Annotated in this window: 11 protein-coding genes; all 11 read right to left on the bottom strand. The window is 48.1% G+C overall.

Annotation, left to right across the window (positions count from 1 at the left end; translation table 11 throughout):
- Positions 1-53 precede the first annotated feature (53 nt).
- Entirely contained in the window at positions 54-1,217 is a 1,164-nt protein-coding gene (locus tag DXE35_RS03315) for an ATP phosphoribosyltransferase regulatory subunit (protein WP_114689561.1), read from the bottom strand.
- 20 nt (positions 1,218-1,237) lie between these two features.
- Positions 1,238-2,107, bottom strand: coding sequence for a protease modulator HflC (gene hflC / locus DXE35_RS03310; protein WP_114689560.1), 870 nt, complete (start codon positions 2,105-2,107; stop codon positions 1,238-1,240).
- A complete protein-coding gene (gene hflK / locus DXE35_RS03305) occupies positions 2,107-3,615 on the bottom strand; it encodes an FtsH protease activity modulator HflK (RefSeq protein WP_114689559.1) in 1,509 nt (502 codons plus the stop codon). Before hflK ends, hflC begins: the two co-directional genes overlap by 1 nt.
- A gap of 67 nt (positions 3,616-3,682) precedes the next feature.
- Entirely contained in the window at positions 3,683-4,846 is a 1,164-nt protein-coding gene (hflX, locus tag DXE35_RS03300) for a GTPase HflX (RefSeq protein WP_197714049.1), read from the bottom strand.
- On the bottom strand, positions 4,839-5,081 hold the full coding sequence (gene hfq, locus DXE35_RS03295; protein WP_114689558.1) for an RNA chaperone Hfq: 243 nt from the start codon (positions 5,079-5,081) through the stop codon (positions 4,839-4,841). Before hfq ends, hflX begins: the two co-directional genes overlap by 8 nt.
- Positions 5,082-5,254: 173 nt before the next feature.
- Complete coding sequence (gene der, locus DXE35_RS03290; protein ID WP_114689557.1) at positions 5,255-6,619, bottom strand: ribosome biogenesis GTPase Der; 1,365 nt, start codon at positions 6,617-6,619, stop codon at positions 5,255-5,257.
- Positions 6,616-7,773, bottom strand: a complete 1,158-nt coding sequence (bamB, locus tag DXE35_RS03285; protein ID WP_114689556.1) for an outer membrane protein assembly factor BamB — start codon at positions 7,771-7,773, stop codon at positions 6,616-6,618. Before bamB ends, der begins: the two co-directional genes overlap by 4 nt.
- Positions 7,773-8,432 (bottom strand): YfgM family protein, encoded by a 660-nt coding sequence (locus tag DXE35_RS03280; protein WP_114689555.1) that lies wholly within the window; start codon positions 8,430-8,432, stop codon positions 7,773-7,775. The genes bamB and DXE35_RS03280 overlap by 1 nt, the downstream gene beginning before the upstream one ends.
- 47 nt (positions 8,433-8,479) lie before the next feature.
- Positions 8,480-9,811, bottom strand: a complete 1,332-nt coding sequence (gene hisS / locus DXE35_RS03275) for a histidine--tRNA ligase (RefSeq protein WP_114689554.1) — start codon at positions 9,809-9,811, stop codon at positions 8,480-8,482.
- Positions 9,812-9,849: 38 nt separating this feature from the next.
- Positions 9,850-11,115, bottom strand: coding sequence for a flavodoxin-dependent (E)-4-hydroxy-3-methylbut-2-enyl-diphosphate synthase (ispG, locus tag DXE35_RS03270; protein ID WP_114689553.1), 1,266 nt, complete (start codon positions 11,113-11,115; stop codon positions 9,850-9,852).
- A 27-nt stretch (positions 11,116-11,142) separates the two neighbouring features.
- Positions 11,143-12,339 (bottom strand): dual-specificity RNA methyltransferase RlmN, encoded by a 1,197-nt coding sequence (gene rlmN / locus DXE35_RS03265; protein ID WP_114689552.1) that lies wholly within the window; start codon positions 12,337-12,339, stop codon positions 11,143-11,145.
- Positions 12,340-12,361 lie beyond the last annotated feature (22 nt).

Raw genomic sequence — 12,361 nt, 5'->3', positions numbered from 1 at the left:
GATCATCACAAAATAAGTTAACTGTTCACTGCCGTATTTGCTACATTCATTTTTTACCACCGCTTCTTTACTTCCCAAGCGCCACCTTGCTTCACAAGCTCTCGGCCACATTCATATTCGGCAGTTTCTAAAGCTGTGCCCGCGGGAACCTGAATCACCACCTCACCAGCATCGCGCAATTTTGCAATCACTTGATCCAAGGCGGCATCCTCAATCCAAGGCGCAATAATCGCGATCTGATGTTGCTTTATGGGTGACAAGTTTGCGAGCGTTAATAGATCCAATGAGAAACCAGTCGCGGGTCGGGGACGCCCAAAAGCCTGACCTACATGGTCATAGCGTCCACCTCTTGCGATAGGCTGCGGCAATTGATCAACATACGCGGCAAACATCACTCCGCTGTGATATTGATAACCACGCAAATCCGCCAGATCAATACTGAGCTCTAAATTAGCAGACAGCTTTGCCGCTGCAGAAGCTAAGCGCTCAAGATCTGTTAATGCCTGATCAATTGCGGCGTGCTTAGGCAACTCTTTTTTAGCCTTTGCCAATACTTCGTCACAAGGACCATTCAACTCTGTCAATGCTACTAGCGCTTTTGCCGCATTAGCTGGCAGACAAGCGGACCATTGACTCAAACGCGGACGATCCTTGCTTTGTAGCAAATACAGAGCTTCGATTGCCTGTTTATCCAAGTTCTGACCATCCAAGATGCCAGCCAATATACCGGCATGCGATAGATCGAGATAAATTTTCTCTAAACCAGCGACAGACAGGGTCTTAAGCAGCAAGGTAATAGCCTCTAAATCAGCCTCCCAAGTTGCGCAACCATAAATCTCCGCACCCAGCTGCAACTCTTCGCGCGCGGAACTACCAACTGGCGTGCGGGCATGCGCGATTGACCCCGCATAACAAAGACGGGTAACACCTGCTCGATTTAAAAGATGTGCATCAATACGAGCCACTTGTGGCGTCATATCGGCACGCAGACCTAAAGTGCGACCAGACAATTGATCCACCAACTTAAAGGTTTGTAAGTTGAGGTCCGAGCCAGTACCGGTTAATAAAGAATCTAAGAACTCCAGAATTGGCGGGGCAACAAGCTCATATCCATAAGACTGATATAAATCTAAGACTGCGCGGCGCAAAGACTCGACCTTGCGAGCTTCGGCAGGCAATACATCAGCAATATCTTCAGGAAGTAACCAGCGATTCATGATTTGAATTATTTGCTTTCTTATTTTTTGTGCAAGAACTTAAAGAACTCGCCATTTGGCTCAACCACCATAACATCTTTCTTGTCTTTGAAAGAACTTCTATAAGCTTCTAGGCTCTGATAGAACTGGGCAAACTGTGGATCTCGTCCAAACGCTTCCGCATAAAATGCTGTGGCCTTGGCATCACCTGCCCCTTTGATTTTTTGAGCATCGCGATAGGCTTCTGCCAAGATAGTGTCACGTTGACGTTCTGCATTGGCGCGAATCTTATCGGACTCTGCTGCACCAGTAGATCTCAATTCATTGGCAACGCGTTTACGCTCTGCTTCCATGCGACGATAAACAGAATCGCTAATTTCCGCCAAGAGGTCAACACGCTTTAAGCGCACATCCACGATTTCCACGCCAATATCAGACGCATCATCAGCAACCTTCTTTCGAATATCTTGCATCACTTCTTCACGCTGATCTGAGATCAATTCACGAACCGTGCGCTTCGTAAACTCTTCGTTCAATGCCGAACGAACTAATTGCGTTAAGCGATCTTGCGCCAAGCGCTCGTCACCTTTGAAGCTTATAAAGAACTTACGAGGATCGACTATGCGCCACTTCACATAAGAATCCACCAACAAGTTTTTCTTCTCAGCAGTAATAAAACGCTCTGCTTCTGGATTATCGATAGTCAAAATGCGACGGTCAAAGAAGCGGACGCTTTCAAATGGCGCTGGATACTTAATCTGAATGCCCGGCTTTTCAATGACACGAACAATCTGCCCAAAAGAAAACACCACAGCAAACTTACGCTGATCAACTACAAAGATGCTGGATGACAGCACATAGATTAGCGCGATAAAACCAATACCCGCGGCGATTAAACGATTGGCATTCATTATCTAGACTCCCGATCACGGCTACGGAGACCATCACGTTTATCTGTCGTGCTGTTGATAGCCGGCGCTGCAGGAGGATTCGCGGATGGGCTTGATGTGCTGACACCAGCAACCCCGCCTACGGTAACACTCCCCGTTGGAGTGCTTGCTCCAGATTGACTCACTTGCGCATTTGCCGCTTGCGCACTTTCAGCGCTAATCTGCGCAACGATCTTATCGAGCGGCAGATAAAGCAAGCTATTACTCTTAGTGGTGTCCACCAAAATCTTAGTTACATTGTTGTACATCTCGCGCATACTATCGATATACATGCGATCGCGAGTAACTTGAGGTGCCTTAGAGTATTCAACCAAAACCTGTTTGAAACGGGTGGCATCGCCTTCTGCAGTCGCCACTACACGAGCTTTATAGCCTTCAGCCTCTTGAATGAGCCGAGCTGCCGTCCCTTTGGCGCGGGGAATGATGTCATTCGCATAGGCCTGACCTTCACTCTTTAAGCGCTCCTGGTCCTGGCCTGCTTTAACAGCATCATCAAATGCAGCTTGCACTTGTTCTGGTGGCTGCACGTTCTGTACGGTCACACTCGTTACATAAATACCTGTCTTATAGCTATCCAAAATCTTTTGTATAGAGTTCGCCAAATCTACGCCAATCTTTTCGCGACCCTCATAAAGAACGGTATCCATCTTGCTACGTGCAACAATTTCACGCACCGCTGTTTCGGCAGCCTGCACTACAGCAGCATCGGGCTCACGGTTATTAAATAAATAATCCGCAGGATCTTTCAAGCGATATTGGACTGCGAAGCGCACATCGATGATGTTTTCATCTTCGGTGAGCATGGAAGAATCTTTCTGATTCGTTTCCTTGATCAGCACAGGACGCCCTACCTCAACAGAACGAACGCCAGATAAGTTCACGGTCTCTTCTGACTGAATCGGCCAAGGCATGCGCCAGTTAATACCAGGCTTGGCGGTGTAATCGTACTTACCAAAAGTCAGGATCACCCCGGCTTGCCCTTCTTGAATAATGAAGAAGCCACTACACACCCACATAAAAAAGACGATTGCTCCTGCAATGAGGATGCTTGCCTTAGATCCAAATGGATTTGAGAAATTCAAGTGTGGGGTATTAATACCGCCACCGTTTCCACCATTGCCGCCGCCAGAGCTGCCACGTTGCGATGGCGGAGAAATATCAGGGCTGTTGAGTGTATTTGCCGGTTTACTTGCCGCACCAGGAGTTTTCTTGCCGCCAAAAATGCCGGCAATTCTGTCATTGAAATCACGCCACAGCTCATCCAAATTCGGAGGACCGTCTGGCTTGGTTTGTTGATTGCCTGGTTGAGTTGTTGGCGAAGCCTCTACTGGTTTATTGGCTTCCGGATCCACTTTAGGAGCCTGACCGCCTTCCTGCCCATCTTTGGCATCTTGAGATCCGCCGGAATTGTGGCTATTGCCCCATCCTGGATCATTGACCGAAAACAGGTCTAAAAATTTACGCGTCATTAGAAAAATAGCTTCGGTTGGAAATCGGATTAAATTCAGAGGTTTCTGGTCGTTCAGGTAAAGGCTCTCAAAATTCATCCGGGGCCAATTGCTTCTTGGCACGGTTGTGCTCGACCCTTATTCTATCAGTCATTTGAGAGCATGCCGCGAGGACTGAACGAAGTAAATCAAGGCCTAAGCCGGACTGGGCCGACAGGAAAACCTGGCTGGGAAAGCCATGCCCATCACGCTCTAAAACCGCCCCACGAGTAAAAGTTTTGGGCATTCGGTCAATTTTGTTCATAACCTCGATCCGAGGGATGTCATCAGCCCCAATTTCCTCCAACACCGCCTCAACTTCGGCCTTTTGCTCCCTCACAACTGGGCTACAGGCGTCAATCACATGCAAAATGAGGTCCGCATGGATGGTTTCATCCAAAGTAGCCCTGAAAGCCTCTACTAGTTGGTGGGGCAAATCCCTGATAAAGCCCACTGTGTCCGAGACCACAATCGACCCAACCCCATCCAAGTGAACCTTTCGGGAGGTGGTATCCAGGGTGGCGAATAGTTGGTCGGCCGCATAAGTCCCCGCTTTAGTTAGAGCATTAAATAGAGTGGATTTACCAGCATTGGTATATCCAACCAAAGAGACTGAGAAGACATCCTTGCGATTTCGGGCTCTTCTTCGCGTTCTTTGCTGGCGTTGCAGCTTTTCGAGTTCATTTTCTAGGCGCTTGGCTTTGGTTGCCAACATCCGGCGATCCAACTCCATTTGAGTTTCACCAGGACCACCGCGCACACCAATACCGCCGCGCTGACGCTCCAGGTGACTCCAGGCCCTCACCAAGCGGGACATTCGATAACGCACTTGCGCAATCTCTACCTGCGTTTTACCAATATGACTTTGCGCTCTTTGGCGAAAGATATCCAAAATCAAGCCAGTACGATCCATCACATGAAAGCCCATGTGACGTTCTAAATTGCGCTGCTGAGTTGGAGAAAGTGGATGGTTAAAAATGGCGAGCTCTGCACCATGCTCCTCCATCACCCGCTTGAGTTCATTCGCCTTACCAGAACCAATGAATAAAGCGGGATCTGTGCGACCTTTACGTGCAATGACACTAGCTGCGAGTATAGAGCCAGCACTATCAGCCAACAGGCTGAGCTCGGCCATGCTATCTGCAAAATCTTCGCGTCCTGTGTCTACTCCAACCAGAACGGCACGCGGCGCATCTACTCCAGTTTTATACAGAGCTAGCTTCTTCTAAACGGAAATCAATCGCACGAGCAGGAACGATCGTGGAGATTGCATGCTTGTAAACCATCTGCGTAACGGTATTGCGCAAGAGAACGACATACTGGTCGAAGGACTCAATATTGCCCTGCAGCTTAATGCCATTTACGAGATAGATCGAAACAGGAACATACTCTTTGCGCAATGCATTGAGGAAAGGATCCTGAAGTAACTGAATTTTGTTGTTATTCATACTGCCCCTTATTTATCTTTTCTAAACTACTTTTTTCGGAGTCTTGCTTTTTTAATTAAATACCAATCTGCGCTACATATTCACCACACAACTACTTGTCGAGCGTTCTATATTGGGCTGATTTTCAAAAAAATCAAGCCCTCACTAACTCCAGACTGAAAGCTTATCTCACATTAACGCTTTTTGCCTTTTTTACCATTATCTGCATCTACATAGGGGTTTTTGGCGGTATTCATCTGAATCCGCAAAGGCGTACCGCGTAACTTAAAGACATCCCTAAAACGCCGTTCTAGGTATCGCTTGTAGCTATCGGTCACGCCACTCAAAGATGTCCCATGAATAACCAAAATAGGAGGATTCATGCCCCCTTGGTGGGCATAACGCAATTTTGGACGACCCATGCCCACTCGTTTTGGCTGTTGATGCTCAATCGCCTCTTGCAAGATTCGGGTTAAGCGTGGGGTTGGCAGTTTAGCCATTGCCGCAGCATAAGCAGCATCAACGTCTTTAAAAAGCTCCTTGAGCCCCGTGCCTTTTTTGGCGGAGATCGGGTGCACGTTTGCAAAATCCAAGAAACGCAGTTTTTGAGCAATCTCTAAACGGGCACGCTCTTTAACGTAAGCGTCAATGCCATCCCACTTATTTACCGCCACTACTAATGCGCGACCTGCTTCAACAATAAACCCAGCAATATGGGCATCTTGCTCGGAAATATCTTGCTGAGCATCTAACATCAAGATCACCACGTTGCAGTCAGCAATGGCTTGCAAAGTTTTAACAACGGAAAACTTTTCAATTGCTTCAAACACCTTGCCGCGACGACGCAAGCCGGCGGTATCAACCAAAATATAAGGATTACCATTGCGCTCAAATGGAACTTCAATGGCATCACGTGTAGTGCCAGGCATGTCAAACGCAATGACGCGCTCTTCACCAATCAACTTATTGATCAATGTCGATTTGCCAACGTTAGGACGACCCACTACCGCGATCTTCATTGGACGATTATGGTCATTCGCTAATTCATCCTCGTCTGGCTCTGCGATGCCTAGCGAATCTAAAGCATCATCAATCGGGCCACGAACGCCATCACCGTGCGCAGAGGAGATTGGAAAAGGCTCGCCTAAACCGAGCTCATGAAAGTCCGCAGTCACAACACCAGCCTGCATTCCCTCGGTTTTATTAACTGCGAGAATGACTGGGCGACCTGTTTTGCGCAAGAAGTCCGCGATAACGCGATCTTGCGGTGCCATACCTAAGCGGCCATCAACCAAGAAAATCACAATGTCAGATTCGGCGACGGCTTGCTTGGTTTGCTTGGCCATTTCGGAAACAATGCCCGTCTTAGCAACCGGCTCAAAACCGCCGGTATCTACGCAAATAAACGCGCGCTCGCCAATACGACCCTTGCCATAATGTCGATCCCTGGTTAAACCAGAGAAATCAGCCACCAATGCATCGCGTGATCGCGTTAAGCGATTAAAGAGAGTCGACTTCCCTACATTGGGACGGCCGACGATAGTGATGACTGGGTTCATTTTGGACTGTACGCCGCTATTTTTCCACCTTGAGACTGAACCAAGATGAGGCCACCTACCGCGATGGGGGCAGCCGAGATTGGACTACTGTCGTGACGAATACGCGCAACCATCTCGCCATTCGCCTGTGAAAATGCATGGATATAACCTTGGGCATCGCCCATTAACAATACTCTGCCCACTGCGAGTGATTCACCAACATCACGATATGTGAGCTGTGTATTTTCCCAAACCTGAGTGCCATCTTTTGTGGCAAAAGCGGTGACATGAGATTTATCGTTCGCCGAGAAAACCATGTTAGCACTTTGCGAAGTGCCGGTGTAGCTTGAGTAGTCCTTAAACCATAAAAGACTGCCTGTACGGGCCTGTCCACAACCAATGCGGCCCTGATAAGAAACAGCGCAGAGAATTTCACCTTCCATACTTGGTTTAGCGGTAACGTCATTCAAACGTTCAAGTTCCGAAAACCCTTTAGGGAAGGAAACGGGGGTCTCCCAAACCAAGCTGCCATTGGCAATGGCAATCATGCCAAAACGACCACCAGCAAAACCGGTGACGATGACCTCATTATTAATTGCCAACATACCATATCCAACACGCAAAGATAAGGCGGATTGTTGACGTTGATAAGTCCATTTACGCGCACCAGTTTGCGCATCGAGTCCGATAAAGCGATTATCGAGTGCGCGCACTATCACTACGCCGCCAGCCACCACTGGCTCGCTCAACACTTCGCTACCCACACTCACATTCCATATAGGCTTGCCAGTGTCATCGTAGGCATAGACCATGCCTTTAGTAGTTACAGCAACGGTAGTGCGTCCATCGGATCCAGGTCCTACTGATAAACGCTCTGGCACGGATACTTCCCACGCTTTATTGCCCGAAGCTAAATCAATCTTAGCTAAATTTCCACGATGAGAGGCCACATAGACTGCATCACCAGCAACAATGGGATGAAAGTTAAACGACTCTGAGGAACCAATACTGTTTGACCATACCGGCTGCCAATCAAACTGATTGCTTACTGCAGCCAATTCAGCGGACTCTCTGACTCGTGAACCGCCAGAGCAGGCAACTAAAACAATTACCACGGAACTCAATAGCAAGGCAGCAGCAATGCGCATCGGTAAACGCTTTATCTCATTAGTCATCACTGAGTAACTCCTCCAACGGCATCTAATTTCACCTTCAAGAGACGACGCGCCTCTTCAGGAAATTCTTTTGCTTGGTCTAACTTCTTCCAAGCTTCTTGATATCTTGCTTTAGCTTCAGCATTTTTCTTTTGCGCTAAATACCAGTCACCACGACGTTCAAGCCATAACGACTCAAAACCAGCGATGGGCTTTTGACTCAAGATTTGATCTGCCTCGGCAAAATCCTTTTGACCACCCTGCTCGATCAACTGAGAAACCAAACGCAATTTTGCCAATGCTAAATAGCCATCATTTGAAGCGTTTTTAGCAGCCAAACGCAAATAATCCAGCGCTTTTGCGCTATCACTCGCATCGGATGCGATGCGTGCCGCAATTAAGCTAGACATTGCCGCATAAGGCGTGCGACTAAAGTCTTTTTGCAAATCATCCGCAGCGCGTAAAGTTTGGTCTTTATCCCCCTTGGCGATTGCACCCACCATCGTTTCATACAACTTAGAGGCTTCAAGCGCCTGACTATTGCGCCACCATTGATATCCACTATAAGCAGCATAAACAAACAAAGCGGCAGTAATTACGCCCGTAATGACGTTGCGATATTTTTGCCAAAACGCTTTGAATTGGTCTAATTGTTCTTGTTCTTCTAGATCTACAGGCATGTCAATCCAAGCTCATTAATAAGTAATCTATCGGTATTAGGCTAATTCTATTCGGAGGCGCTTACTAGGGCGTCAATTGCAGCCCCTAAGACATCATCCAAAGGAACTGACTTCTGCTCCCCTGTGCCACGTAAGTCCTTGAGTTGCGCCTCATTTTTACCCAACTCATCCGGGCCAATAATGACCGCAAAGGCGGCGCCGCTGGCGTCCGCCTTCTTCATTTGGGACTTAAAGCTAGCAGATTGCCCATCCGGAGGGAAAAACAGAATGGTATCGATGCCTGCGCTACGTAAACGCTCAGCAATAATCATGGCAGCCGTTAAAGTCTCACCGCCTTGATGCAAAACAAAGATATCACATTGAGCCTGGGCTTCAGGCAAAGAGCCGGAAACTTGCATCAACTCTAAAACGCGCTCCATGCCCATTGCCCAGCCGCAAGCAGGAGCGGCTTTACCACCCATACGCTCGATCAATGGATCGTAACGGCCGCCGCCCGCAATTGTGCCTTGCGCGCCCAACTCTTCAGTCACCCACTCACACACAGTCAGATTGTAATAATCCAAGCCGCGCACTAAACGCGGATTAATCTTGTAAGGAATGTTATTTGCTTTGAGTAATGCCTGCACCGCATTGAAATGCTTTAGCGACTCTTCACCCAAGAAGTCCAATAACTTTGGTGCACCCTCGATCAATACTTGCATCTCCGGATTTTTAGAATCCAGAATACGCAACGGATTAGTAAGCAGTCGACGTTGCGCATCTTCGTCAAGCTGTGATTTGCTTTTCTCAAAATAAGTAACTAAAGCCGCACGATGTTCTGCGCGTTCAGGGGATTGACCTAGAGAGTTAATCTCCAGGCGTATGCCCTTCAGACCAAGCTCGTCCCATAGGCGCTGACCCATGAGGATGAGTTCCGCATCAATATCGGGACCAGCAAAACCCAAGGCCTCAACACCAAACTGATGGAACTGGCGATAGCGCCCGCGCTGTGGGCGCTCATGACGGAACATCGGGCCGGTATACCAGAGACGCTTAGGTCCTTCGTAGAGCAAATTGTTTTCAATCACAGAGCGCACTAAAGCGGCAGTACCCTCGGGGCGCAAAGTCAGTTGCTCGCCATTTAAACGATCTTCAAAGGAATACATTTCCTTCTCAACAATGTCGGCGACCTCACCAATGCCACGCTGGAATACTGCGGTTGCTTCAACAATAGGTGTTCGCAAAAATTCATATCCATAGGCGCGAGTTAGATCGCGTAGAATATGCTCAAGATGCGCCCACTGCGCAGCATCTGCTGGCAGCAAATCATTCATGCCGCGCACGCCATTGATCGTCTGAATCTTGGTCTGTGCTTTTGAGTCTTTGTTTTGATCGGTCATTTTTATTATTGTTTTGCTATTGCCTTACTTAAATCCAGTTAAACCTTAGGTGCGTAGTTTTGTTTCACATAGTCGTCAACAATTACCTGAAACTCTTCGGCAATTTTCTCACCACGCAGGGTTTTCACCTTAACTCCATCCACAAATACTGGTGCTGCTGGGGTCTCCCCTGTTCCAGGCAATGAAATGCCGATATTGGCATGCTTACTCTCGCCCGGGCCATTGACGATACATCCCATCACAGCTACGTTCATATCCTCCACCCCAGGATGGGTCTTTTTCCAAACCGGCATTTGTTGACGCAAATAGGATTGAATATTCGCCGCCAACTCCTGAAAAGTTGTGCTGGTAGTTCTGCCGCATCCAGGGCAGGCAATTACCATTGGAGTGAAATTACGCAAGCCCATAGTTTGCAAAATTTCTTGGGCAACGATGATTTCGTTCTCGCGAGGTGCGCCTGGGTCAGGTGTCAAGGAAACGCGAATTGTATCGCCAATACCCTCTTGCAACAAAATACTCATTGCCGCTGTGGAAGACACAATGCCTTTGCTTCCCATACCCGCTTCTGTTAAGCCTAAATGCAATGGATAGTCAGACCGACGCGAGAGGTCGCGATATACCGCCACCAAATCTTGAACATTGCTCACCTTGCAAGAAAGCAAAATTTGATCAGGATTCATGCCAAACTCAACCGCTTTTTCAGCAGACTGCAGAGCTGACTGAATCAATGCCTCAATCATCACTTCTTGCGCGGTTTTTGGAACCGCTAATGCCGCATTACTATCCATGATAGAAGCCAGAAGATCCTGATCTAAGCTGCCCCAGTTCACGCCAATGCGAATCGGCTTATCGTATTTGCAAGCAGCCTCAATCATTTGCGCGAATTGAGGGTCACGCTTAGCGCCTTTGCCCACATTACCTGGGTTCATCCGGTACTTTGAGAGCGCTTTAGCGCATTCCGGAAAATCATTTAATAAAGTATGGCCGTTATAGTGAAAATCACCAATCAAGGGCACCAAGACATTCATCTTGTCTAACTGATCACGAATATACGGAACCGCTGCCGCTGCCTCAGGCGTATTCACAGTAATACGAACCATCTCTGAACCTGCGCGCGCCAATTCTTTGACCTGAATCGTAGTGCCTACAGCATCCGCAGTATCGGTGTTAGTCATCGATTGCACGCGTACAGGCGCATCACCACCAATGGTGATGATGTTCGTTTTCCAAGCAACAGTTGCTTGGCGAGTTGCGCGCTTAGGGCTAGGTCCTAGTGGCAATGGAGGTAATGAATTAGAGCTCATGGGGATCTGGTGGTTAGGATCTAATGATTAATTTAATGTTTTGAGCCACTCAATTGGCTGCCCATTCGATTCAACCTCGGCGATTTCGAGCTCGGCGCTATGCACATCACGTTCACGCACTCGGGTACGGTCTACTACATCACCTGCCAACTGGCCACAAGCAGCAGCAATGTCATCACCACGGGTCTTGCGGACTGTAGCCACCATGCCCGCATCTAAGAGAATGCTAGCGAAAACATTTACACGCTGGGCTGGCGAGCGTTTGAGACCCGATTCAGGGAATGGATTAAATGGGATGAGATTGATCTTGCACTTAATATTTTTGAGTAATCGCACCAGCTCTTTAGCCTCGATATCTGAATCATTGACGCCATCGAGCATGCAATATTCAAACGTCAAAAAATCTCTGGGTGCAAATGGCAAGTAGCGCTCGCAAGCATCAAGCAATTCACGTAATGGATATTTTTTGTTCAGTGGTACTAGTTGATCACGCAATGCGTCATTCGGCGCATGCAAGGAAACTGCCAATGCTACTGGGCAGTCTTGTGCCAACCGATCAATCATCGGCACTACACCCGACGTAGAAACGGTTACGCGACGACGTGATAAACCATACGCCCTGTCATCGAGCATTAAAGGTAATGCAGAAACCACGTTGTCGTAATTGAGCAGAGGCTCGCCCATGCCCATCATCACCACATTTGAAATCACACGACCAGTGTGCTCCCAACCTGGAGTTGGAAATTTTTCAATGCGACGAATCGCCTCTGGATCATTGCGCAATAGATGCTCGGCAAACCACAGCTGCCCAATGATTTCCCCGGAAGTCAGGTTGCGCGAAAAGCCTTGGTGTCCAGTTGAGCAAAAACGGCAATTAACCGCACAGCCCGCTTGAGAAGAGATACACAAAGTGCCTCGGTCATCCTCAGGAATAAACACAGACTCGACCGCATTACCAGCGCCCACATCTAGCAACCACTTGCGGGTGCCATCCAGCGCGCGCTCATCTTTAATAACAGGAAGAGAAAGAACTTCTGCTGTATCTAGCAAGGTGGCTCTCAAGCTTTTTGCTAAATCACTCATGTCATTGATATCTGACACACCACGTTGATGTATCCACTGTATGAGTTGCTTTGCCCTAAAGGGCTTTTCATTCAAACCCGCGACATACGCCGCCATTTGATCAGCATCAAAATCTAAGAGATTTACGCGCGGGGAGGTCAATGCGCCTAATTATAAATTAAAT

The sequence above is a fragment of the Polynucleobacter necessarius genome (assembly GCF_900095215.1).
In the GTDB taxonomy this organism is placed as follows: Bacteria; Pseudomonadota; Gammaproteobacteria; order Burkholderiales; family Burkholderiaceae; genus Polynucleobacter; species Polynucleobacter necessarius_H.
This window is presented reverse-complemented; position numbering and strand designations above follow the sequence as displayed.

What these genes read in the sequence shown, in the direction of transcription:
- ispG (WP_114689553.1), bottom strand. Translation starts at nt 11,115, where the DNA reads ATGAGCTCTAATTCATTACCTCCATTGCCACTAGGACCTAGCCCTAAG.
- DXE35_RS03315 (WP_114689561.1), bottom strand. Translation starts at nt 1,217, where the DNA reads ATGAATCGCTGGTTACTTCCTGAAGATATTGCTGATGTATTGCCTGCC.
- hflK (WP_114689559.1), bottom strand. Translation starts at nt 3,615, where the DNA reads ATGACGCGTAAATTTTTAGACCTGTTTTCGGTCAATGATCCAGGATGG.
- der (WP_114689557.1), bottom strand. Translation starts at nt 6,619, where the DNA reads ATGAACCCAGTCATCACTATCGTCGGCCGTCCCAATGTAGGGAAGTCG.
- hisS (WP_114689554.1), bottom strand. Translation starts at nt 9,811, where the DNA reads ATGACCGATCAAAACAAAGACTCAAAAGCACAGACCAAGATTCAGACG.
- DXE35_RS03280 (WP_114689555.1), bottom strand. Translation starts at nt 8,432, where the DNA reads ATGCCTGTAGATCTAGAAGAACAAGAACAATTAGACCAATTCAAAGCG.
- bamB (WP_114689556.1), bottom strand. Translation starts at nt 7,773, where the DNA reads ATGACTAATGAGATAAAGCGTTTACCGATGCGCATTGCTGCTGCCTTG.
- hflC (WP_114689560.1), bottom strand. Translation starts at nt 2,107, where the DNA reads ATGAATGCCAATCGTTTAATCGCCGCGGGTATTGGTTTTATCGCGCTA.
- hfq (WP_114689558.1), bottom strand. Translation starts at nt 5,081, where the DNA reads ATGAATAACAACAAAATTCAGTTACTTCAGGATCCTTTCCTCAATGCA.